This window comes from Pseudomonas sp. P97.38 (assembly GCF_001269745.1).
Lineage (GTDB): Bacteria > Pseudomonadota > Gammaproteobacteria > Pseudomonadales > Pseudomonadaceae > Aquipseudomonas > Aquipseudomonas chlororaphis_E.
In genome coordinates, this window is record NZ_LHVJ01000025.1 from 1 (window position 1) to 23,507 (window position 23,507).

Consider the following 23,507-nt stretch of genomic DNA (forward strand, 5'->3'; position numbering starts at 1 on the left):
GTGTGGTGTGGTGATGTGACGTACATCAAGGTGGGTAAGCGCTGGATGTACTTCGCGGCAGTACTGGATTTGTTTGCTCGCAGGATCGTGGGGTGGTCGTTTTCAATGATTTCCGATGACTCTGACCTGCGAAGCGTTGCGGATGGCGGTGCAATTGCGAGGCCGTCCAAAAGAGGTGCTGTTTCATTCTGATCAAGGTTGCCAATACACCAGCCACAAATTCAGGAATGAGATGCGCAAGCATGGACTCCTGCAAAGCATGAGTCGCAAAGGTGAGTGCTGGGACAACGCCCCGATGGAGCGTTTCTTTGGGAGCCTGAAATCAGAGTGGGTGCCAGAAGATGGCTACAGCTCGGAGCATGACGCCCGCGTGGATGTGCAGCGTTATGTGATGCGTTACAACAACGTCAGGCTCCATAGCTACAACGACTATCGGTCGCCGGTAGCTATGGAGAAACTGGCGGCGTGAAACCTTAACTGGTGTCCAGAATTACTTGACCAGTTCAGCTTGCTCGCGATAGCGGCGGGGCAGTTTGCCCGATGTTGAATCTGCCGCCCCCATCGCGAGCAAGCTCGCTCCCACAGGGTTTTGGTGGCGGACACAAATGCTGTGGCCATCCACGATCAAGTGTGGGAGCGGGCTTGCCCGCGAAGACGGCAGGACATGCGACATGGTGTCGACTGAACTAACGCTTTCGCGAGCAAGCTCGCTCCCACAGGGTTTTGGTGGCGGACACATATGCTGTGGCCATCCACGATCAAGTGTGGGAGCGGGCTTGCTCGCGAAGACGGCAGGACATGCGACATGGTGTCGACTGAACTAACGCTTTCGCGAGCAAGCTCGCTCCCACAGGGTTTTGGTGGCGGACACATATGCTGTGGCCATCCACGATCAAGTGTGGGAGCGGGCTTGCCCGCGAAGGCGGCAGGACATGCGACATGGTGTCGACTGAACTAACGCTTTCGCGAGCAAGCCCGCTCCCACAGGAATCTCCAGACGCCAGTGCCGCGAGTGGCTTATCATTAGCCACCTAACGACACCCCCCTCGAAAGGTCTCCGGCATGCTGGCAATTTTCCTCGAAACCCTGAACATCACCGCGCCGGTGTTTGCCATGCTGTTTCTGGGGGTGGTGCTCAAGCGCATCGACTGGATCAACGACAACTTCATCCACATCGCCTCGTCCCTGGTGTTCAACGTCACCATGCCGGCGCTGTTGTTCCTTGGCATCCTCCATGCCGACCTGCACGCCGCGTTGCAACCTGACCTGCTGATCTACTTTTCCGTCGCCACCCTGGTGAGTTTCGCCATGGCCTGGGGCTGGGCGATCTGGCGGTGCCCGCGGGAAGACCGCGGCATCTATACCCAGGGCGCGTTTCGCGGCAACAACGGGGTGATCGGCCTGGCGCTGGCAGCAAGCATGTATGGCGACTACGGGATTTCCCTGGGGGCGATTCTCGCGGCGCTGGTGATCCTGTTCTACAACACCCTGTCGACCATCGTGCTGGCGGTCTACAGCCCGGTGATCAAATCGGATCCGTGGAGCATCTGCAAAAGCGTGTTCAGCAACCCGCTGATCATCAGCGTGATCGTCGCCGCGCCGTTCGCCTATTGGCAGATCGGCCTGCCGAACTGGTTCGAGACATCAGGCAAATACCTGGCGCAGATGACCTTGCCCCTGGCGCTGATCTGCATCGGTGGCACGCTGTCGCTGGCAGCGCTGCGCAAGAGCGGCAAGATGGCCATGAGTTCGAGCCTGGTGAAGATGGTCGGCCTGCCGCTGCTGACCACCCTGGGCGCCTGGGTCTGGGGCTTTCGCGGCGCGGAGCTGGGGATCCTGTTCCTGTACTTCGGCAGCCCCACCGCCGCGGCCAGCTTCGTCATGGCCCGGGCTGCCGATGGCAACCATGAACTGGCGGCGGCGATCATCGTCATCACCACCTTGATGGCGGCGATCACCACTAACGTGGGGATTTTCGTGTTGCAATGGGGTGGGTGGATCTAGGCTGGGGTTTCTGATGTTCTCTGGGGCCTCTTCGCGGGCAAGCCCGCTCCCACATTCGACCGTATTCCTTCTGAAGAAGCCCGATCACTGTGGGAGCGGGCTTGCCCGCGAAGAGGCCGGTCCATTCACGAAAAATCCCGCGCTTTATTCCGGCTTCTGATACGCCTCGATCACTTCCTGCGCTGCCCGAAACGCGTCGATCGCCGCCGGCACGCCGGCGTACACCGCGCAATGCAGCAGTGCCTCGCGAATTTCCTCCACCGTGCAGCCATTGTTCAGCGCGCCGCGCACGTGGCCTTTCAATTCCTGTGGGCACTTGAGGGCGGTGAGGGCGGCGAGCGTGATCAGGCTGCGGGTTTTCAGCGGCAGGCCTTCGCGGCGCCAGACGCTGCCCCAGGCGTGTTCGTTGACGAAGTCCTGCAACGGCTGGGTGAAGTCGGTGGCGTTGCCCAGGGCGCGGTCGACGAACGCGTCGCCCATGACCTGGCGACGCATGTCGAGGCCGGTCTTCGGAGTGTCGGTCATGGCAAATCCCTCTTGTGGTGTTGGCGGCGCCAGGCGCGCACGAAAGTGAACAGCAAGAACGCGAGCAAGGTGGGCAGCACATAGAACAGCATCAGCCGTTCCAGTCGGCCGGCCAGGGGCATGCCGGTGGTGAACGACACCACGTGCAGCCCATAGGCCAGGTACAGGCCCAGCAACAGCAGGCCTTCGGCGCGGGTGACCCGGTACCCGGAATAGAACACCGGCAGGCACAGCACCGCCACGCCGAGCATCACCGGCAGGTCGAAGTCCAGGGCGTTCGGCGAAACCGAAAGCGGCGTGGGCGCGACGAGGGCGGTCACCCCCAGCACCCCCAGCAGGTTGAACAGGTTGCTGCCGATCACGTTGCCCACCGCAATGTCGCGCTGGCCGCGCAGGGCGGCGATCAGCGAGGTGGCGAGTTCCGGCAGCGAGGTGCCGACGGCGACGATGGTCAGGCCGATGATGCGTTCCGACAAGCCCAGGTCCGTCGCCACCGTCACTGCCGCGCCCAGCAGCAGGTGCCCGGCGTAGATCAGCATGGCAAGGCCGAGGACGATCATCGTCAGGCTCCTGGGCCAAGATACCTGCGCCGCGTCGACGCTCGCAGCGTGGGGGAGCATGGAGTGCCGTGACTGGCGCAGCAGCAGGCCGAGGTACACCGCCAGGGCCGCCAGCAACAATGTCCCGTCCAGGCGGGTCAGTTCTTCGTTCAAGGCCAGCACGAACACCAGCAGGCTGGCGCCGATCATCAACGGGATGTCCAGGCGCACCAGTTGGCGCGAGACGCGCAACGGCATGATCAGCGCCGACAGCCCCAGGGTGACGAGGATGTTGAAGATGCTGCTGCCGATCACGCTGCCCACGGCGATGTCGGCGTTCTGCGCCAGGGTCGCTTGCAGGCTGACGGCCATCTGTGGCGCGCTGCTGCCCAGGGCAACAACGGTCAGGCCGATGATCAGCGGGCGCACCTGCAAGCGTGCTGCCACGCCGACGGCGGCGCGCACGAGCAACTCGGCGCCGACAATCAGCAACAGCAGGCCGCCGAACAGTTCGATCAGGCTCAGCAGCGATAAAGCGGCGAGTAGGGAAATGGCCGGGCTCCGTCTATCAGTCGTCGAGGGCTTGCACGCGTACCCGCGCGGTGCCGGTGCGCAACATGCCCAGTTGCTCGGCTGCTTCGCGAGACACGTCGATCAAGCGTCCCCGAGTATACGGGCCACGGTCGTTGATGCGGACCACGACGCTGTCATTGTTGCCCAGGTTGGTGATTTTCACCCGTGTGCCGAATGGCAACTGGCGATGGGCGGCGGTCAGGCCGTGCTGGTCGAAACGCTCGCCGCTGGCGGTACGTTTGCCGTGGTGCCTGGCACCGTAATAAGAAGCGACGCCGGTCTGGTCGTAGCCGTGTGGATCAACTGTCCCGCTCTGGCTGGCACAACCGGCCAGCAGGGACAGCAGGGCGCAGGCGCCGAGAAGACGCTTCATTTGGGGATTCCCACATCAATGTGGTTGTGGAATGCATTGTGGCGAGGGAGCTTGCTCCCGCTGGGCTGCGCAGCAGCCCCCCGACTCTGGCAACAGAAAGCCGGGGGGCGCTGCGCGCCCCAGCGGGAGCAAGCTCCCTCGCCACAGGGGAATGAGCCAGATGCAGGTACTGGCTCCATAACCGTCAACCCTCGAGCTTGCTTTTCAGCAATTCGTTGACCTGTTGCGGGTTGGCCTTGCCCTTGGAGGCTTTCATGGCCTGGCCGACGAAGAAGCCGAACATCTTGCCGCGCTTGGCTTCGTCTGCCGCGCGGTACTGTTCGACCTGCTCGGCATTGGCTGCGAGCATTTCATCGAGCACGGCGCTGATCGCCCCGGTGTCGGTGACCTGCTTCAAGCCGCGCTTGTCGATGATCTCGTCGGCGCTGCCCTCACCATTGGCCATGGCCTCGAACACCATCTTGGCGATCTTGCCGGAAATGGTGTTGTCCTTGATCCGCAACAGCATGCCGCCCAGTTGTTCGGCCGACACCGGCGACGCGTCGATCTCCAGGCCCTGCTTGTTCAGCAGGCTGCCCAGCTCGACCATCACCCAGTTGGCCGCCAGCTTGGCGTCGCCGCCGATGCTCACGACTTTCTCGAAGTAGTCGGCCTGTTCGCGGCTGGTGGCCAGGACGTTGGCGTCGTAGCTCGACAGCCCGAATTGCGCCTGGAAACGCTCGCGCTTTTGCGGTGGCAGTTCCGGCAGAGTGGCACGCACGTCATTGAGGAAGGTGTCCTCGATGACCACCGGCAGCAGGTCCGGGTCGGGGAAGTAACGGTAGTCGTTGGCTTCTTCCTTGCTGCGCATCGGACGAGTCTCGTCCTTGTTCGGGTCGTACAGGCGGGTCTGCTGGATGACCTTGCCGCCGTCCTCGATCAGTTCGATCTGGCGCTGGATCTCGCTGTTGATCGCCTTCTCGATGAAGCGGAACGAGTTGACGTTCTTGATCTCGCAGCGGGTGCCGAACTCGGCCTGGCCCTTGGGACGGATCGACACGTTGCAGTCGCAGCGCAGCGAACCTTCGGCCATGTTGCCGTCGCAGATGCCCAGGTAACGTACCAGCGCGTGGATGGCCTTGACGTAGGCCACGGCTTCCTTGGCGCTGCGCATGTCTGGTTCGGAGACGATTTCCAGAAGCGGCGTGCCGGCGCGGTTCAGGTCGATGCCGGTGGCACCGTTGAATTCTTCGTGCAGGCTCTTGCCGGCGTCTTCTTCAAGGTGCGCCCGGGTGATGCCGACGCGCTTGACCGTGCCGTCTTCCAGGGCGATGTCCAGGTGGCCCTTGCCAACGATCGGCAGTTCCATCTGGCTGATCTGGTAGCCCTTGGGCAGGTCCGGGTAGAAGTAGTTCTTGCGGGCGAACACGTTGTGCTGGCCGATCTCGGCGTCGATCGCCAGGCCGAACATCACCGCCATGCGCACCGCTTCGGCGTTGAGCACCGGCAGCACGCCGGGCATGCCCAGGTCCACCAGGCTGGCCTGGGTGTTAGGCTCGGAACCGAAAGTGGTAGCGCTTCCGGAAAAGATTTTCGACCGGGTGGTGAGCTGGGTATGAATCTCCAGCCCGATCACGACTTCCCATTGCATGTGTGTCTCCTCAGAAGCCGGTTGGGGTGCGGGTGTGCCAGTCAGTGTGTAACTGATACTGGTGGGCAACGTTCAACAGGCGGCCTTCCTGGAAATACGGCGCGAGCAACTGCACGCCCACCGGCAGGCCATCGACGAAGCCGGCCGGCATGGACAGGCCCGGCAAACCGGCGAGGTTGGCAGTGATGGTGTAGACGTCTTCCAGGTAGGCGGCCACCGGGTCGCTGTCCTTGGCGCCGAGTTTCCAGGCCGGGTTCGGCGTGGTAGGGCCGAGGATGACGTCGACCTCGTTGAAGGCGGCCATGAAGTCGTTCTTCACCAGCCGACGGATCTTCTGCGCCTTGAGGTAGTAGGCATCGTAGTAGCCGGCAGACAGGGCGTAGGCCCCGACCATGATCCGACGCTGCACCTCGACACCGAAGCCTTCGCCACGGGAGCGCTTGTACAGGTCCATCAGGTTTTCCGGGTTCTCGCAGCGATGGCCGAAGCGCACGCCGTCGAAACGCGACAGGTTCGACGAGGCTTCCGCTGGCGCGATCACGTAGTAGGCGGGAATCGCATGCTGCATGTTCGGCAGGCTGATCTGCTTGACGACCGCGCCGAGTTTTTCCAGCGTCTTGACGCTGTCGTGTATCAGCTCGGCAATGCGTGGATCGAGGCCGGCGCTGAAGTACTCCTTCGGCACGCCGATGCGCAGGCCTTGCAGGGAACCATTGAGGTTGGCGCTGTAGTCCGGCACCGGTTCATCGATGCTGGTGGAGTCGTTCGGGTCGAAGCCGGCCATGCCTTGCAGCAGGATCGCGCAGTCTTCGGCGGTGCGGGCCAGCGGGCCACCCTGGTCGAGGCTCGACGCGTAGGCAATCATGCCCCAGCGCGACACCCGGCCGTAGGTCGGCTTCAGGCCGGTGAGGTTGGTGAAGGCTGCGGGCTGACGAATCGAACCACCGGTGTCGGTGGCCGTGGCGGCCGGCAGCAGGCGGGCGGCCACGGCGGCAGCGGAGCCGCCGGACGAACCGCCCGGCACGTGTTCCAGGTTCCACGGGTTCTTCACCGCGCCGTAGTAGCTCGACTCGTTGGCCGAGCCCATGGCGAACTCGTCCATGTTGGTCTTGCCCAGGGTCACGGCGCCGGCAGCGGCCAGTTTGGCGACCACGGTGGCGTCGTACGGGGCCTTGAAGTTGTCGAGCATCTTCGAGCCGCAACTGGTGCGGATGCCCTGGGTGCAGAACAGGTCCTTGTGGGCGATCGGTGCACCCAGCAGCGCGCCGCTCTCGCCTTTGGCGCGCCGGGCGTCGGCGGCGGCGGCCTGGTTCAGGGCCAGTTCTTCGGTGAGGCTGATGAAGCTGTTGAGCTGCGGGTCGAGTTGGGCGATGCGCGCCAGCAGGACTTTGGTCAGCTCTTCGGAGGAAAACTGCTTGTCGGCGAGTCCGCGGGCGATCTCGGCCAGGGTCATGTGATGCATGAGAGGCTCTTTCCCTTTAGTCGATGACTTTCGGAACCAGGTACAGGCCGTTTTCGACCGCTGGTGCGATGGACTGGTAGGCCTCGCGATGATCGGATTCGGTCACGACGTCGGCGCGCAGGCGCTGGCTGGCTTCCAGTGGGTGGGCCAGCGGTTCGATACCGTCGGTATTGACCGCCTGCATCTCGTCGACCAACCCCAGAATGCTGTTCAGGGCAGAAGTGATGTGTGGAAGATCGGCTTCATTGAGGCCCAGGCAGGCCAGATGAGCGATTTTTTCCACGTCGGAGCGTTCAAGCGCCATGGGATTCTCCAGTGGAAAACAGAACGGACGCAGTCGGCCCGTGTGTTGGATTATCGGAACACTATCGCATTTCCACGGTCCAGTGCCCTGTGTCACAACAGGGCATCGGCCGCGATTGTAGGGTTTGGTGCACAGAAAAGCGGCCAATTTAACATATTGGCGCCTTGCCCAAAATCCCTGTCGTTGTTAGAGTTTGCCGCACTTTTTTACCCACGCGTTGCCTAGGGTCCCTTTCCCATGTTCAAGAAACTGCGTGGCATGTTTTCCAGCGATCTTTCCATCGACCTGGGCACTGCCAACACCCTTATTTACGTGCGCGAGCGCGGTATCGTCCTGAATGAGCCCTCGGTCGTGGCCATCCGTACCCACGGCAACCAGAAAAGTGTCGTGGCTGTCGGTACGGAAGCCAAGCGCATGCTGGGCCGTACACCGGGCAACATTGCCGCCATTCGCCCGATGAAGGACGGCGTGATCGCCGACTTCAGCGTCTGCGAAAAGATGCTGCAGTACTTCATCAACAAAGTTCACGAAAACAGTTTCCTGCAGCCCAGCCCTCGTGTGCTGATCTGCGTGCCGTGCAAGTCCACCCAGGTGGAGCGTCGCGCCATCCGTGAATCGGCCCTGGGTGCCGGTGCTCGCGAAGTGTTCCTGATCGAAGAGCCGATGGCCGCTGCCATCGGTGCCGGCCTGCCGGTGGAAGAAGCCCGCGGTTCGATGGTCGTCGACATCGGTGGCGGTACCACCGAGATCGCGCTGATCTCCCTCAATGGCGTGGTCTACGCCGAGTCCGTGCGTGTGGGCGGCGACCGTTTCGACGAAGCGATCATCACCTACGTACGTCGCAACTACGGCAGCCTGATCGGCGAATCCACCGCTGAGCGCATCAAGCAGGAAATCGGTACGGCCTACCCGGGCGGCGAAGTACGTGAAGTCGACGTTCGCGGCCGCAACCTGGCCGAAGGCGTGCCACGTGCCTTCACCTTGAATTCCAACGAAGTCCTGGAAGCGCTGCAAGAGTCCCTGGCGACGATCGTCCAGGCGGTGAAAAGCGCCCTGGAGCAGTCGCCGCCGGAGTTGGCATCGGACATCGCCGAGCGCGGCCTGGTGCTGACCGGTGGTGGCGCGCTGTTGCGTGACCTAGACAAACTGCTGGCCCAGGAAACCGGCTTGCCGGTAATCGTTGCCGAAGACCCGCTGACCTGCGTGGCCCGCGGCGGTGGCCGTGCTTTGGAAATGATGGACAAGCACACCATGGACCTGCTCTCCAGCGAATAAGCCTGGCGGTGGTGCATGTTGTTCGCGCCCGGGCAGCACTTTGCAGTGCTGCCCGTTGGCGTTTATCTTCTGCCATTCGTATCCAGGCCGGTCTGATGCCGTATGAATAAAGAAAACATTTGCCTGGGAGGAGCGGCCTATTAAACCGCTTTTCGCCAAAGGCCCCTCATTGGGCGTACGCCTGCTGGTGCTGGCCGTGCTGTCGGTCGCGCTGATGGTGGTCGATGCCCGCTTCACGCTGCTCAAGCCTGTGCGCAGCCAGATGTCGCTGGTGTTGATGGAATCCTACTGGATCACCGACCTGCCACAGCGCTTGTGGCAGGGTGTGGCCAGCCAGTTTGGCAGCCGCACCGAACTGGTCGCCGAAAACGAAAAACTCAAGACCGAGAACCTGCTGTTGCAGGGGCGCATGCAGAAGCTTGCGGCCCTCACCGAGCAGAACGTGCGGCTGCGCGAGTTGCTCAACTCTTCTGCGCTGGTGAACGAGAAGGTCGAGGTGGCCGAGCTGATCGGCATGGACCCCAACCCCTTTACCCACCGCATCCTCATCAACAAGGGCGAACGCGATGGTGTGTTCCTCGGCCAGCCGGTGCTCGACGCCCGCGGCCTGATGGGCCAAGTGGTGGAACTGATGCCTTATACGGCCCGGGTGCTGTTGCTCACTGACACCACCCACAGCATTCCGGTGCAGGTCAACCGCAACGGCCTGCGCGCGATTGCCAGCGGCACCGGCAACCCGGAACGCCTGGAGCTGCGGCACGTGGCCGATACCGCCGACATCAAGGAAGGCGACCTGCTGGTCAGCTCCGGTCTCGGCCAGCGTTTCCCCGCCGGTTATCCGGTGGCGACCGTCAAGGAAGTCATCCACGATTCCGGCCAGCCGTTCGCCATCGTCCGCGCGGTGCCGACTGCCGCGCTGAACCGCAGCCGCTACCTGCTGCTGGTGTTCAGCGACAATCGCACCCCGGAAGAACGCGCCAACGATGCCGCGGTGGCCCAGGAAGCCCAGGACCGGCAGGGCGGCGACTCGGCCACGCCAGGCACCCAGGCGCCGGCGGCTGTCCCGGCCACCGTGCCCAAGCCTGCGACCGCCCCGACCACCCCGGCTGCACCCGCGCCGACCACGACGCCGGCGCCCCCAACGGCCCCGGCCACGGCGCCTGCCGCTAACGGCAGTCGTTCGACCAGCCATGCGCCGGCGACGCAGCACGCCCGGCCCGCGCCCAAGCCTGCCACCTCCACGCCGGCCACTGCGCCCGCCACCAGGGGAGCACGAGAAGAATGAGCAGTAAATCCGGTAACGGCTGGATGGTCTGGCTGACCTTTGCCATCGGCCTGTTGCTCAGCGTTTCGCCACTGCCGCAGTTCATGGAAATCCTGCGACCGCTGTGGCTGGCCCTGCTGCTGGCCTTCTGGGCACTGGCCTTGCCGCACAAAGTCGGCATGGTCACTGCCTGGTGCCTGGGCCTGGCCGAAGATGTGCTTTACGGCACCCTGCTGGGGCAGAACGCGTTGATCCTGACCTTGATCACCTTTCTGGTCCTGTCCCTGCAACAGCGCCTACGGATGTTTCCCATGTGGCAGCAGTGCCTGGTGATCCTGGTGATCTTCGGCCTGGCGCAGTTGGTCCAGCTATGGCTCAGCGCCTTGACCGGCAATCGCCAGCCGACCCTGGCGCTGGTGTTGCCAGCCCTGGTCAGCGCGCTGCTCTGGCCGTGGGTCAGCTTCGGTTTGCGTGGCCTGCGCCTGCGTTTCAAGATCAACTGATTCGGTCAGGATATCTACACTTTTTCTGATGAGTTACATCCCTGTGGCGAGGGAGCAAGCGCCCTCGCCACAAAAAGCTGTTTGTGTTCGGATGGCCGTGCTTTGAGAGAGAGATGTCTTGATGAAACCGCTTTACCTCGCCTCAGGCTCGCCGCGTCGGCGTGAATTGCTCACACAGGTCGGCGTGCCCTTTACCGCCATCAGCGCGGACATCGATGAAACGCCCCTGGATCACGAAACCCCGGCCGCCTATGTCGAGCGCCTGGCGCGCGGCAAGGCCGAAGCCGGACGGCGCAGCGGCGCGGACGGCTGCGTGTTGGGCGCCGACACGGCGGTGGTGCTGGACGGACAGATTCTCGGTAAGCCGCGGGATCAAGCCGATGCCCAGGCGATGCTCATGAGCCTGTCCGGACGCGATCATGAAGTGCTGACCGCCATTGCCGTGCTCGATGGCCAGCGATGCGAGTCCCGGGTGGTCCGCAGCCGGGTGCGGTTCCGTCCCATCACCGAACAGGAAGCGGCGGCCTACTGGGCCAGCGGTGAGCCCCGGGACAAGGCCGGCGGCTACGGCATCCAGGGCTTGGGGGCGGTGTTCGTCGCCGGGCTGGAGGGCAGCTATTCTGCGGTGGTTGGCTTACCGTTGTGCGAAACCGCGCAACTGCTGGGTGATTTCGGCATACCCTGTTGGCAAACCCTGGAGCGCCCCTTGGGCGTCGTCTGACTTGATGCGGCCATAATCGTGAACATGCCTGAACGAGACCCTGCCATGAGTGAAGAGATCCTGATCAACATCACGCCGATGGAATCGCGCGTGGCGGTGGTTGAAAACGGTGTGTTGCAAGAGGTTCACGTCGAACGCACGCAAAAGCGCGGCATCGTCGGCAATATCTACAAAGGCAAGGTGGTAAGGGTGTTGCCGGGCATGCAGGCGGCATTCGTCGACATCGGCCTGGACCGCGCGGCATTCATCCACGCATCGGAAATCTCCATGCGCGAGGGGCCGGCGGTGGAGACCATCAGCGCGCTGGTCCACGAAGGCCAGAGCCTGGTGGTGCAGGTCACCAAGGACCCCATCGGTTCCAAGGGCGCACGCCTGACCACGCAGTTGTCGATTCCGTCGCGCTACCTGGTGTACATGCCACGCACGGCCCACGTCGGCATTTCCCTGAAGATCGAAGACGAAGCCGAGCGCGAACGCCTCAAGCAGGTGGTCAGCGACTGCGTGGAAAAGGAAGGCATCAAGGAGGCCGGTGGCTTCATCCTGCGCACCGCCGCCGAGGGGGCCGGTGCCGATGAGATCCTCATGGACATCCGCTACCTGCGCAGGCTCTGGGACCAGATCGCCGCGCAGATCAAGACCATCGCCACCCCCAGCGTGATCTACGAGGATTTGGGCCTGGCGCTGCGTACCCTGCGCGACCTGGTCAGCCCGAAGATCGAGAAAATCCGCATCGACTCCCGGGAAACCTTTCAGAAAACCACGCAGTTCGTCGCCGAGCTGATGCCGGAAATTGCCGACCGCCTCGAACATTACCCCGGCGAGCGGCCGATCTTCGACCTGTACGGCGTCGAGGATGAAATCCAGAAAGCCCTGGAGCGCAAGGTCCCGCTCAAGTCCGGCGGTTACCTGGTGGTGGACCCGGCCGAGGCCATGAGCACCATCGACGTCAACACCGGCGCGTTCGTCGGCCATCGCAATCTCGAAGAGACCATCTTCAAGACCAACCTGGAGGCCGCCACTGCCATCGCCCGGCAACTGCGCCTGCGCAACCTGGGTGGGATCATCATCATCGACTTCATCGACATGGAAGATGAAGAGCATCAGCGCCAGGTGCTGCGAACCCTGGAAAAACAGCTTGAGCGCGATCACGCCAAGACCAACATCATCGGTATCACCGAATTGGGCCTGGTGCAGATGACCCGCAAGCGCACCCGCGAAAGCCTTGAGCAGGTGCTGTGCGAGCCGTGCAGCAGTTGCCAGGGCCGGGGCAAGCTGAAGACCCCGGAAACCGTGTGTTACGAAATCTTCCGGGAAATCCTCCGGGAGGCGCGCGCCTACCAGGCCACCGGCTATAGAGTGTTGGCGAACCAGAAGGTGGTGGATCGCCTGCTCGATGAAGAGTCGGGCAACGTCGCCGAGTTGGAGGCTTTTATCGGACGCACGATACGTTTTCAGGTCGAAACCATGTATTCCCAGGAACAATACGACGTGGTGCTGCTCTGAAGGGCTCGGGAAGCGGAGAGTCCGCCGTTTTGATCATTTTTTGCCGGGGAGGCCACTGACATGGAGCGTCTGATACGCTTTTTGGCTGCGCTGACCCGCTGGGGGCTGGGCCTGTGTGCATTGCTGCTGGTGCTGGTGGCGTTGTACGTCAGCCTGGGGCGCGAGCTGGTGCCGCTGGTGGCCGAGTACCGTGCCGAGGTCGAGGACCGGGCCGGCCAGGCCCTGGGCCTGCCCGTGCACATCGGCAGCCTCGACGGTAGCTGGAGCGCACTGGCGCCGATCCTGGCCGCGCGCGATGTGGTGGTCGGCGAGGGGCCCAATGCCCTGCACCTGGACCAGGTGCGTGCGGTGCCAGACCTGTGGGCGAGCCTGATGGCGCGCCAGGTGCGTCTTGCTCACCTGGAGCTCAGCGGCCTGAAGATCAGCCTCAAGGAAGGCGCCGACGGCAAGTGGGCCCTGGAAGGCCTGCCGGTGCAGGACGACCAGCCTCTCGCCCCGCAGCAATTGCTGGAGCGCATGCAGGTGGTGGCCAAGCTGTCGCTGCTCGACAGCCAGGTCACCCTGCAACCCCTCGAACAATCCCCCCTGACCTTGACCTACGTCGGCCTGAGCCTGCGCACGGGCGCGACGCGCCAGCGGCTCGACGCACGCCTGACCCTGCCCGACGGCCAACCCGTGGCAATCAACCTGCGCACCCGGATCCGCGCCAGTGATTGGAAGAATGGCACGGCCGACGCCTACCTGAGCCTGCCGCAGAGTGACTGGTCCAAGTGGCTGCCCAAGCGCCTGACCGGGCAGTGGAATGTCGCCCGCCTCCAGGCCGGCGGCGAGTTCTGGCTCAGTTGGGGCGCCGGCACCGTACAGAGCGCGGCCATGCGCCTGAACGCGCCGCAACTGCAGGGCGGCTATGCCGAGCGCAAGCCGGTGCAGATCCACAACCTGGCCCTCAACGGGTATTTCCAGCGCGGCGACCAAGGGTTCACCGCGACGTTCGATTCCCTGGCGATGAACCTGGGCGAGACGCGTTGGGAGTCGCGCCTGCAATTGCAGCAGAGCAACGCCACCGGCCAGGCTGAAGAGCGCTGGCATGTGCAGGCCGATCGCCTCGACCTGACGCCGCTGACCCCGTTGCTCAATGCCCTGGCGCCATTGCCCGAAGGCGTCGCCACGGTCATCGACCGGCTCAAGGTGACCGGCAGCCTGCGCAACGTGCTGCTGGACTACCGGCCGCAGAACACCGGCGACCAGAAGATCAGCTTTGCCACCAACCTCGACACCGTCGGCTTTGATGCCTACCACGGTGCCCCGGCCGCGCGAAACGTTTCGGGCAGCCTCAGCGGCGACCTGGGCGGCGGCGAGCTGCGCATGGACAGCAAGGATTTTTCCCTGCACCTGGACCCGATCTTCGCCAAGCCCTGGCAATACCTGCAAGCCAATGCCCGGTTGACCTGGAAGCTGGACAAGCAAGGCTTCACCCTGATCGCGCCGTACCTGAAGGTACTGGGCGAGGAGGGCCGGATTGCCGGCGATTTCCTGATCCGCCTGCACTTCGACCACAGCCAGGAAGACTACATGGACCTGCGGGTCGGCCTGGTGGACGGTGACGGCCGCTACACCGGCAAGTACCTGCCTGCCGTCCTCAGCCCGGCACTGGATGAATGGCTGCGTACCGCCATCGTCAAGGGCGCGGTGGACCAGGGGTTCTTCCAGTACCAAGGCTCGCTGAACCACGGCGCCGAGGACGCGGCGCGCAGCATCAGCCTGTTCTTCAAGGTGCATGATGCTGAACTGGCATTCCAGCCGGGCTGGCCGTCGGTCAGCAAGGTCAGCGGCGATGTCTTCGTCGAGGACAGCGGCGTACGCGTCTATGCCAGCCAGGGGCAGTTGCTCGATACCCAGGTCAAGGATGTCTCGGTGAACATTCCCCACGTTCCCAGTGGGCAGAACTCCCACCTGTTGCTGGACGGCGGGTTCACCGGCGGGTTGGGGGACGGGCTGAAGATTCTCCAGACGGCGCCAATCGGCACGGCCGAGACGTTCGCCGGGTGGGAAGGCGAGGGCGATCTGCAGGGCAGCGTGAAACTCGACATCCCGCTGGTCAAGGGCGAGCAACCGAAGATCCTGGTGGACTTCGCCGCCGACAAGGCCCGACTCAAGCTCAGCGAGCCGGCGCTGGAGCTGACCCAGCTCAAGGGTGATTTCCGCTTCGACAGCAACAAGGGCCTGAGTGGCAAGGGCATCAGTGCCCGGGCGTTCGACCGGCCCGTGACGGCACAGATCTTTGCCGAGGGCCGTGCCGGCGAACTCAATACCCGGGTCACGGCGTCTGGCCAGGTGGAGGTCAAGAAGCTTGCCAGTTGGCTGGATGTCACCCAACCGTTGCCGGTATCCGGCGTGGTGCCTTACCAGTTGCAGGTGGTCCTCGACGGCGCCGACAGCCAGTTGTCGGTCAATTCCAACCTCAAGGGCGTGGCGGTGGACCTGCCGGCACCTTTCGGCATGGCGGCCGATGTCGGGCGCGATACGTCGTTTCGCATGACCCTGCAAGGGCCGGAGCGGCGTTATTGGGCGACCTATGGCGACCTGGCCCGTTTCGCTTACGCCGCGCCAGGCGGGAAACTGGCCGACGGTCGCGGTGAATTGCTGCTGGGCACGGGCGACGCGGTGTTGCCGGGCGCCAAGGGCCTGCGCCTGCGCGGGACGCTGTCGGAGCTGGATGTCAGTCCCTGGCAGGAGCTGGTGACCCGGTACGCTGGACAAGACCCGGGCGGCAGCGCCAAGCAACTGCTCAACAGCGTCGACCTGAGCGTCGGCAAGCTGACGGCGATGGGCACCACCCTGGACCAGGCCTCGGTGCAACTCGACCGCAACCCGGACGCCTGGGGCTTGCGCCTCGCCAGCCAACAGGCCAAGGGCAACGTCACGCTCCCGGATGCCAAGGGGGCGCCGATTGGCATCGCGATGGATTATGTTCGCCTGCCGCCGGTGGACCCGACGGTCCAGGCGGATGAGAACGCCCCGGATCCGCTGGCCTCGGTCGACCCGACCAAGGTCCCGGCCATGGATATCGCCATCGACCAGCTGTTCCAGGGCCCTGACCTCATCGGCGCCTGGTCGCTGAAAGTGCGCCCGACCGCCAAGGGTATTTCTTTGAACAACCTGGACATGGGCCTGCGGGGCATGGTCTTGAATGGCAGCGGCGGCTGGGAAGGCGTGCCCGGTGCCACCAACAGTTGGTACAAGGGACGCATCAGCGGCAAGAACCTGGCCGATGTGCTCAAGGGCTGGGGCTTTGCACCGAGCGTGACCAGCCAGGAGTTCCACCTGGATGTGGATGGCCGCTGGCCCGGTTCGCCGGCGTGGGTCGCCACCAAGCGCTTTTCCGGTAGCCTCGATGCGTCACTGAGCAAAGGGCAGTTCGTCGAAGTCGAAGGCAGTGCCCAGGCGTTGCGGGTTTTTGGCCTGTTGAACTTCAACTCCATCGGTCGACGCCTGCGCCTGGACTTCTCCGACCTGTTCGGCAAGGGCCTGAGCTACGATCGGGTCAAGGGCCTGCTGGTGGCGAGCGACGGCGTCTACGTGACCCGCGAGCCGATTACCCTGACAGGACCGTCAAGCAACCTGGAGCTCAACGGCACGTTGGACATGGTGGCTGACCGGGTCGATGCCAAGCTGCTGGTGACCCTGCCGGTGACCAACAACCTGCCCATCGCCGCGTTGATCGTCGGCGCACCGGCGGTGGGTGGGGCGCTGTTCCTGATCGACAAGCTGATCGGCGACCGCGTGGCCCGTTTTGCCAGCGTAAGATACGACGTCAAGGGGCCGTGGAAAGAGCCGAAGATCACGTTCGACAAGCCGTTCTGACAGACGATGCGATAACCCCTGTGGGAGCGGGCTCGCTCGCGAAAGCGCCGGCACAATCAACATTGATGTGACAGGCACACCGCTTTCGCGAGCAAGCCCGCTCCCACAGGGGGAAGAATGCAGACAATGAGGAAAGCACCATGCCAATCGCCGTGATTCAAATGGTCAGCCAGAGCGACGTGCTCGCCAATCTGGCGCGAGCCCGTGTGCTGTTGGAGCAGGCGGCTGCCAGTGGCGCCAGGCTGGCGGTGCTGCCCGAGAATTTCGCGGCCATGGGGCGGCGGGACGTGGCCGACATCGGCCGTGCCGAGGCCATTGGTCAGGGGCCGATCCTGCCCTGGTTGAAACAGGTCGCCCGCGACCTCAGGTTATGGATTGTCGCAGGCACGTTGCCGTTGCCGCCGGCGGGCCGACCTGAGGCCAAGGCCCATGCTTGTTCGTTGCTGGTCGACGATCAGGGCGAGATCGTGGCGCGCTATGACAAGCTGCACCTGTTTGATGTGGACGTGGCGGACAATCGCGGTCGCTACCGTGAGTCTGACGACTATGCTTATGGCGGCCAGGTGGTGGTCGCCGATACCCCGGTGGGCCGGGTGGGATTGACGGTCTGCTACGACTTGCGTTTCCCGGAGCTTTATAGCGAGCTGCGGGCAGCCGGGGCCGAGCTGATCACCGCGCCCTCGGCGTTCACCGCGGTGACGGGCCAGGCCCATTGGGAGGTGCTGATTCGCGCCCGGGCCATCGAGACCCAGTGCTATGTGCTGGCGGCCGCGCAGGGCGGCGTGCACCCGGGGCCTCGGGAAACCTTTGGCCATGCCGCGATTGTCGACCCGTGGGGGCGCGTGCTGGCGCAACAGGATCAAGGCGAGGCCGTGCTGGTGGCCGAGCGCGACAGCAGCGAACAGGCGTCCATCCGGGCGCGCATGCCGGTGGCCAGCCATCGGCGCTTTTTCTCGCAGGGCGCTCGACAGCGGCCTGTCCAAGACGACGAATTCAAGGCGTAGAACATATGAGCGGGTTGTTGTCCTCAGTCAGTGAACACCTTCTAGCCCCCGGTGGCGTGACCCTCGAAAGCCTGCAAGGCGTGCTGGGCGATCTGGCCGGCCCGGGCATCGATGCGGCCGACCTGTATTTCCAGGGCCAGATTTCCGAGTCCTGGTCGCTGGAAGACGGCATCGTCAAGGAAGGCAGCTTCAACCTTGACCAGGGCGTGGGTGTGCGTGCCCAGTCCGGGGAAAAGACCGGTTTTGCCTACAGCAATGCCATCACCCTCGAGGCCTTGGGCGCCGCGGCCCGTGCCGCTCGGTCGATTTCCCGGGCCGGGCAGAACGGCACGGTCCAGGCCTTCAGCAGCCAGGACGTGGCACAGCTGTACGCACCGGACAACCCGCTGGAAGTCATGACGCGCGCCGAAAAGGTCGAGTTGCTCAAGCGCATCGACGTCGCCACCCGCGCCCTCGATCCACGCATCCAGCAGGTGTCGGTGAGCATGGCCGGGGTCTGGGAGCGGATCCTGGTGGCCTCCACCGACGGCGGCCTGGCGGCGGACGTGCGGCCGCTGGTGCGTTTCAACGTCAGCGTGATCGTCGAGCAGAACGGCCGCCGCGAGCGGGGCGGCCATGGCGGTGGCGGGCGCACCGACTATCGCTACTTCCTCAACGAGGATCGCGCCATGGGCTATGCCCGCGAGGCGCTGCGCCAGGCACTGGTCAACCTGGAGGCCATTGCGGCACCGGCGGGTACCCTGCCGGTGGTGCTGGGTTCCGGTTGGTCCGGCGTGCTGCTGCACGAAGCGGTGGGACACGGCCTGGAAGGCGACTTCAACCGCAAGGGCAGTTCGGCCTATAGCGGTCGCATGGGCGAGAAGGTCGCCTCGACACTCTGCACCATTGTCGATGACGGCACCCTCGCCGGACGTCGCGGGTCCCTGAGCGTCGACGACGAAGGCACCCCGACCGAGTGCACCACGCTGATCGAAAACGGCGTGCTCAAGGGGTACATGCAGGACAAGCTCAATGCTCGCCTGATGGGCGTCGCCCGCACCGGCAACGGTCGCCGCGAGTCCTACGCGCACCTGCCGATGCCGCGCATGACCAATACCTACATGCTGGGCGGCCAGAGCGATCCGGCGGAAATCATCGCTTCGGTGAAAAAAGGCATCTACTGCGCCAACCTCGGCGGCGGCCAGGTGGACATCACCAGCGGCAAGTTCGTGTTCTCCACCAGCGAGGCCTACCTGATCGAAGACGGCAGGATCACCGCGCCGGTCAAGGGCGCGACCCTGATCGGCAACGGGCCGGAAGCGATGAGCAAGGTGTCGATGGTCGGCAACGACCTGTCGCTGGACAGCGGTGTGGGGACGTGCGGCAAGGATGGGCAATCGGTGCCGGTGGGTGTTGGCCAGCCGACCTTGAAGATCGATGCGATCACCGTGGGTGGCACCGGTGCGTGAAATGCGCCAAGGCTTGTGTAACTCATTGTGGCGAGGGAGCTTGCTCCCGCTCGGTCGGTCCGACGCCTCGGGCGCAGCGACCGCATTTGGGGCTACTGCGTAGCCCAGCGGGAGCAAGCTCCCTCGCCACAATGAAGGCAGCCTCCAAAGGGAGGCGGGTGAAGTTGGGAGGGATCAGCGCAAACCGCGTTGGGTTTCGTCCAGCTCACGGATGTACTTGAAGATTTTACGGCTCGAGGCCGGCGGCTTGTTCTGCGCCACTTCGTGCTGGGCCTGACGGATCAGGGAGCGCAGTTGCTGGCGATCGGCCTCTGGGTAGTCGATGACGAATTTTTCCAGGGTGCCGTCGTCGCCTGCGATCAAACGATCGCGCCAGCGCTCCAGGTTGTGGAAACGTTCGTTGTATTGCCGGGTGGAAGCATCGAGTTGATCGAGCAGCACCAGGATGGCGTCAGTGTCCTGGTCGCGCATCAGTTTGCCGATGAATTGCAGGTGCCGTTTACGCGCGATGTTCGCGGTGTGCTTGGGCGCATCGGCCAAGGCCCGGCGCAAGGCGTCGGTCAGGGGCAGTTTGGCCAGCAAGTCAGGCTTGAGTGTTGTCAGGCGCTCGCCGAGGTCAACCAGAGCATGCAGCTCGCGTTTGACCTGGGATTTGCTTTTTTCGCCCCCGTAGAGGGCGTCGTCGTAAGAATCAACCATGGTGGCAGTCCGCAAAGAAACGCCGCCATGATAACCAGTCGGGGGCCGCTTGTCCGGCCCGGTCGCTCGAAGGCCTAACCGAAAGCCGAATTTGATGGAGAAAACCAATGAGTGCAGTTCAGAGCGTCGGCCCGCAAGCATTGCCGGCACTGCAGGAGCAGGTCGAGCAGATCCTCGCCGAGGCCAAGCGCCAGGGTGCCAGCGCGTGTGAAGTGGCGGTGTCGCTGGAGCAGGGCTTGTCGACGTCGGTACGCCAGCGCGAGGTGGAAACCGTCGAGTTCAATCGCGACCAGGGTTTTGGCATCACGTTGTACGTCGGCCAGCGCAAGGGTTCGGCCAGCACCTCGGCCAGCGGCCCGGACGCCATTCGCGAAACCGTCGCCGCTGCACTGGCGATTGCCAAGCACACGTCCGAAGATGAAGCCTCGGGGCTGGCCGACGCCGCCCTGATGTGCAAGGAGGCGCGCGACTTCGACCTGTTCCACGCCTGGGACATCACGCCCGAACAAGCCATCGAGCAGGCGCTGCGCTGCGAAGCGGCGGCGTTCGAGGCCGACGCGCGAATCAAGAATGCCGACGGCACGACGCTCAATACCCACCAGGGGTGCCGGGTCTATGGCAACAGCCACGGCTTCATCGGCGGCTATGCTTCGACGCGCCACAGCCTCAGTTGCGTCATGATCGCCGAGGCGAACGGCCAGATGCAGCGCGATTACTGGTACGACGTGAACCGCCAGGGCACATTGCTGGCGGACCCGCTGAGCATCGGCCAGAAAGCCGCGCAGCGGGCGGCCAGCCGTCTCGGCGCACGGCCGGTCCCCACCTGCGAAGTGCCGGTGCTGTTTTCCGCCGAGCTGGCCGGGGGGCTGTTCGGCAGCTTCCTGTCGGCGGTGTCCGGCGGCAACCTGTACCGCAAGTCGTCGTTCCTCGAGGGCGCCCTGGGCCAGAAACTGTTCCCGGAATGGATGACCATCGATGAACGCCCGCACCTGATGCAGGCCATGGGCAGTTCCGCGTTCGACGGCGATGGCCTGGCGACCTATGCCAAGCCGTTCGTGGAGAACGGTGAACTGGTGTCCTACATCCTCGGCACCTATTCGGGCCGCAAGCTCGGCATGCCGAGCACCGCCAACGCGGGTGGCGTGCACAACCTGTTCGTGACCCATGGCGAGGAAGACCAGGCGGCGTTGCTGCGGCGGATGGGGCGCGGCTTGCTGGTGACCGAACTGATGGGCCATGGCCTGAACATGGTGACCGGTGATTACTCGCGCGGCGCGGCGGGTTTCTGGGTCGAGAACGGCGAGATCCAGTTCCCGGTCCAGGAAGTGACCATTGCCGGCAACTTGCGTGACATGTTCAAGCAGATCGTCGCCGTGGGTAATGATTTGGAGCTGCGCAGTAATATCCGCACCGGTTCGGTGCTGATCGAACGAATGACGGTGGCGGGCAGCTGATCGCCAGCACAATGAAAAAGGCGCGTTCCCCCTGACGGGGGGACGCGCTTTTTTTTTGTCCGCGGACTTCTCTTGTATTGAGTTTGATTATCATTTAATAATTAATCTCATTTTCCGCAAGGGCCCGGTCATGAGTTCCGCACTGCACGAGCAACCCTACCTCGAAAGCTGGCGCTGGATGAGTCGCCAGATCCGTTGTGCAATGGACCCGGACGAGCCGCGGCTCATCGAGCACTACCTGGCCGAAGGTCGTTACCTGGCCTGCTGCACCGCCACTTCGCCATGGATGATTGGCGAAACGGCCTTCCGTTTGCTGCTCGACACGGCTTCGGATGTCGCGTTGCCCTGGCACTGGCGAACCCTCTGCCTCGACCAGGCGTGGCGCCCCCTGCGTGACCTCGAACGACAATCCCTGTGCGGCTGCCGCCTCAAGCGTTGGCAGGCGCATGCCTGGGCGCTGGCGACCTGCGCCTTGGAACCGTCGATCCCTCTTGTTGAACTGGTGCAAGGATCTTCCGATGAGTAATACCCGTATCGAACGCGACAGCATGGGCGAACTTCAAGTCCCGGAGGCGGCCCTCTACGGTGCGCAGACCCAGCGTGCCGTGGATAACTTCCCCATCAGTGGCCAGCGCATGCCCGCGCAGTTCATTCGCGCGCTGATCCTGGCCAAGGCTGCCGCCGCCCGGGCCAATGTCGAGCTGGGGCAGATCAGCGCGGCCCAGGGCAAGGCGATCGTGGAGGCCGCCCAGGGTTTGCTCGAAGACGACTTCATGACGCATTTCCCGGTGGACATCTTCCAGACCGGCTCCGGCACCAGCTCCAACATGAACGCCAACGAAGTGCTCGCCACCCTCGCCAGCCGGTTGCTGGGCGAGCCGATCAACCCCAACGACCACGTCAATTGCGGCCAGAGCAGCAACGACATCATTCCCACCAGCATTCATGTCAGCGCCGCGCTGGCCCTGCATGAACAATTGCTGCCGGCGTTGCTGCACCTGGTGCAGGTGATCGAGCACAAGGCCGTGCAGGTCCACCCGTTCATCAAGACCGGCCGTACCCACCTGATGGATGCCATGCCGGTGCGCTTGAGCCAGGTGCTCGAGGGTTGGGCGCAGCAACTCAAGGCCAACATCGGTCACCTGCAGGACTTGCTGCCGAGCCTGCAAGCGCTGGCCCAGGGCGGTACGGCGGTGGGCACCGGGGTCAATGCCCATCCGCGTTTCGCCGAGCTGTTCAGCCAGCAACTGACGCAATTGACCGGGGTGCAATTCACTCCAGGCAAGCACCTGTTCGCGCTGATCGGTTCCCAGGACACCGCCGTGGCGGTGTCCGGCCAACTCAAGACCACCGCGGTGTCGCTGATGAAAATTGCCAACGACCTGCGCTGGATGAATTCCGGGCCGCTGGCTGGCCTGGGCGAGATCGAGCTCGAAGGCCTGCAGCCGGGCTCGTCGATCATGCCCGGCAAGGTCAACCCGGTGATCCCCGAAGCCACGGCGATGGTGGCAGCCCAGGTCATCGGCAACGACACGGTGATCACCGTCGCCGGTCAGTCCGGTAATTTCGAACTGAACGTGATGTTGCCGATCATCGCCCAGAACCTGTTGAGCAGCATCGCCCTGATGTCCACTGCCAGCCGTTTGCTGGCGGACAAGGCCATCGCCACGTTCAAGGTCAACGAAGCCCGGCTCAACGATGCGTTGTCGCGTAATCCGATCCTGGTTACCGCCTTGAACCCGATCATCGGTTACCAGAAGGCCGCTGAAATCGCCAAGACGGCCTACCGGCAAGGTCGCCCGGTCATCGATGTCGCCCTGGAACACACCCATCTGAGCCGTAGCGAACTCGAAGTTCTGCTGGACCCCGAGAAGCTCACCGCTGGCGGCGTTTAACCCGACACACCTGTGGAGGATTGATCATGGAACACTGGAAACGAACGATCGAACGCGCCAATCGCTGGTTCAGGCTGGGCGAGTGGGTGGATGCCCGGGAGGCCTATCTGCAGGCACTGGCCTTGGCCCAGGTGTTGTTCGAGCGCTGGCCGGACGCCGATGAAGCCGTGGCTGCCTGTGTCGTTTCCCATCACAACCTGGCGGACCTGCACTTGTGCCTGAACCAGCCGGAGGAGAGTGTCGAGTACCTGTGCGCCATTCACCAACGCCTGTTGCAAACCATGCAGGACGAACGCCTGGCACCGGCCCTGCGTACAGCGGCGCTGCGCCAGAGCCACAAGACCTACGTCGAACTGCTGAATTTCATCAGCGAGCACGGCGAATACCCTCGCACCCAACGCCTGCTGCACTGCGATGCCGCCTCATCGCGGCCGCGCAATGCCCCGGTTCATTACGGAGTTCATTGA

Annotated in this window: 22 protein-coding genes; 15 read left to right on the forward strand and 7 right to left on the reverse strand. The window is 63.8% G+C overall.

Features of this window, described 5'->3' with window-relative positions; translation table 11 throughout:
- The first annotated feature begins 45 nt into the window (after window positions 1-45).
- From AD664_RS28255 to AD664_RS20180, 3 genes are all read left to right on the forward strand, one after another.
- Window positions 46-192, forward strand: a complete 147-nt coding sequence (locus AD664_RS28255) for a hypothetical protein (RefSeq protein WP_371260976.1) — start codon at window positions 46-48, stop codon at window positions 190-192.
- On the forward strand, window positions 122-469 hold the full coding sequence (locus tag AD664_RS20175) for an integrase core domain-containing protein (protein WP_371260977.1): 348 nt from the start codon (window positions 122-124) through the stop codon (window positions 467-469). The genes AD664_RS28255 and AD664_RS20175 overlap by 71 nt, the downstream gene beginning before the upstream one ends.
- 593 nt (window positions 470-1,062) lie before the next feature.
- Window positions 1,063-2,004, forward strand: coding sequence for an AEC family transporter (locus AD664_RS20180; protein WP_053149086.1), 942 nt, complete (start codon window positions 1,063-1,065; stop codon window positions 2,002-2,004).
- A gap of 144 nt (window positions 2,005-2,148) precedes the next feature.
- Here the strand turns inward: AD664_RS20180 and AD664_RS20185 are convergent, their stop codons facing one another.
- From AD664_RS20185 to gatC, 6 genes are all read right to left on the reverse strand, one after another.
- Complete coding sequence (locus tag AD664_RS20185; RefSeq protein WP_042731714.1) at window positions 2,149-2,529, reverse strand: carboxymuconolactone decarboxylase family protein; 381 nt, start codon at window positions 2,527-2,529, stop codon at window positions 2,149-2,151.
- A complete protein-coding gene (locus tag AD664_RS20190) occupies window positions 2,526-3,587 on the reverse strand; it encodes a calcium/sodium antiporter (protein WP_053149090.1) in 1,062 nt (353 codons plus the stop codon). The genes AD664_RS20185 and AD664_RS20190 overlap by 4 nt, the downstream gene beginning before the upstream one ends.
- 49 nt (window positions 3,588-3,636) lie before the next feature.
- A complete protein-coding gene (locus AD664_RS20195) occupies window positions 3,637-4,014 on the reverse strand; it encodes a septal ring lytic transglycosylase RlpA family protein (protein ID WP_042731712.1) in 378 nt (125 codons plus the stop codon).
- Window positions 4,015-4,198: 184 nt separating this feature from the next.
- Entirely contained in the window at window positions 4,199-5,644 is a 1,446-nt protein-coding gene (gatB, locus tag AD664_RS20200) for an Asp-tRNA(Asn)/Glu-tRNA(Gln) amidotransferase subunit GatB (protein WP_053149093.1), read from the reverse strand.
- 10 nt (window positions 5,645-5,654) lie between these two features.
- A complete protein-coding gene (gene gatA, locus AD664_RS20205; RefSeq protein ID WP_053149096.1) occupies window positions 5,655-7,106 on the reverse strand; it encodes an Asp-tRNA(Asn)/Glu-tRNA(Gln) amidotransferase subunit GatA in 1,452 nt (483 codons plus the stop codon).
- 16 nt (window positions 7,107-7,122) lie between these two features.
- Window positions 7,123-7,410, reverse strand: a complete 288-nt coding sequence (gene gatC / locus AD664_RS20210; RefSeq protein WP_042730612.1) for an Asp-tRNA(Asn)/Glu-tRNA(Gln) amidotransferase subunit GatC — start codon at window positions 7,408-7,410, stop codon at window positions 7,123-7,125.
- Window positions 7,411-7,647: 237 nt separating this feature from the next.
- Here gatC and mreB point away from each other — a divergent pair, with 237 nt between their 5' ends.
- The 8 genes from mreB (at window position 7,648) to tldD (ending at window position 18,992) form a co-directional block, all read left to right on the forward strand.
- Complete coding sequence (gene mreB / locus AD664_RS20215) at window positions 7,648-8,685, forward strand: rod shape-determining protein MreB (RefSeq protein ID WP_002555108.1); 1,038 nt, start codon at window positions 7,648-7,650, stop codon at window positions 8,683-8,685.
- Between the two features lie 187 nt (window positions 8,686-8,872).
- The gene (gene mreC / locus AD664_RS20220; protein ID WP_371260978.1) at window positions 8,873-9,970 is read left to right on the forward strand and encodes a rod shape-determining protein MreC; all 1,098 of its coding nucleotides are present in this window, start codon (window positions 8,873-8,875) and stop codon (window positions 9,968-9,970) included.
- Window positions 9,967-10,452 (forward strand): rod shape-determining protein MreD, encoded by a 486-nt coding sequence (gene mreD / locus AD664_RS20225; RefSeq protein ID WP_042730611.1) that lies wholly within the window; start codon window positions 9,967-9,969, stop codon window positions 10,450-10,452. The genes mreC and mreD overlap by 4 nt, the downstream gene beginning before the upstream one ends.
- Window positions 10,453-10,573: 121 nt before the next feature.
- Window positions 10,574-11,173 carry a nucleoside triphosphate pyrophosphatase gene (locus tag AD664_RS20230; RefSeq protein ID WP_053149100.1) on the forward strand — a complete coding sequence of 200 codons (600 nt, stop codon included), beginning with the start codon at window positions 10,574-10,576 and terminating at the stop codon, window positions 11,171-11,173.
- Between the two features lie 45 nt (window positions 11,174-11,218).
- Entirely contained in the window at window positions 11,219-12,676 is a 1,458-nt protein-coding gene (rng, locus tag AD664_RS20235) for a ribonuclease G (RefSeq protein WP_042730609.1), read from the forward strand.
- 60 nt (window positions 12,677-12,736) lie between these two features.
- Complete coding sequence (locus AD664_RS20240) at window positions 12,737-16,540, forward strand: YhdP family protein (protein ID WP_053149102.1); 3,804 nt, start codon at window positions 12,737-12,739, stop codon at window positions 16,538-16,540.
- 140 nt (window positions 16,541-16,680) lie between these two features.
- Window positions 16,681-17,544: a carbon-nitrogen hydrolase family protein gene (locus AD664_RS20245; protein WP_053149104.1), complete on the forward strand. Its 864-nt coding sequence runs from the start codon at window positions 16,681-16,683 to the stop codon at window positions 17,542-17,544.
- A 5-nt stretch (window positions 17,545-17,549) separates the two neighbouring features.
- Window positions 17,550-18,992, forward strand: coding sequence for a metalloprotease TldD (gene tldD / locus AD664_RS20250; RefSeq protein ID WP_053149107.1), 1,443 nt, complete (start codon window positions 17,550-17,552; stop codon window positions 18,990-18,992).
- A gap of 174 nt (window positions 18,993-19,166) precedes the next feature.
- Here the strand turns inward: tldD and yjgA are convergent, their stop codons facing one another.
- Window positions 19,167-19,691, reverse strand: a complete 525-nt coding sequence (gene yjgA, locus AD664_RS20255; protein ID WP_042729892.1) for a ribosome biogenesis factor YjgA — start codon at window positions 19,689-19,691, stop codon at window positions 19,167-19,169.
- A gap of 107 nt (window positions 19,692-19,798) precedes the next feature.
- Between yjgA and pmbA the strand changes: the two genes are divergently transcribed.
- From pmbA to AD664_RS20275, 4 genes are all read left to right on the forward strand, one after another.
- A complete protein-coding gene (pmbA, locus tag AD664_RS20260; RefSeq protein WP_053149110.1) occupies window positions 19,799-21,145 on the forward strand; it encodes a metalloprotease PmbA in 1,347 nt (448 codons plus the stop codon).
- 130 nt (window positions 21,146-21,275) lie between these two features.
- Entirely contained in the window at window positions 21,276-21,671 is a 396-nt protein-coding gene (locus AD664_RS20265) for a hypothetical protein (RefSeq protein ID WP_053149113.1), read from the forward strand.
- A complete protein-coding gene (locus AD664_RS20270) occupies window positions 21,664-23,040 on the forward strand; it encodes an aspartate ammonia-lyase (RefSeq protein ID WP_053149116.1) in 1,377 nt (458 codons plus the stop codon). Before AD664_RS20265 ends, AD664_RS20270 begins: the two co-directional genes overlap by 8 nt.
- 26 nt (window positions 23,041-23,066) lie before the next feature.
- Window positions 23,067-23,507, forward strand: a complete 441-nt coding sequence (locus tag AD664_RS20275) for a hypothetical protein (RefSeq protein ID WP_053149119.1) — start codon at window positions 23,067-23,069, stop codon at window positions 23,505-23,507.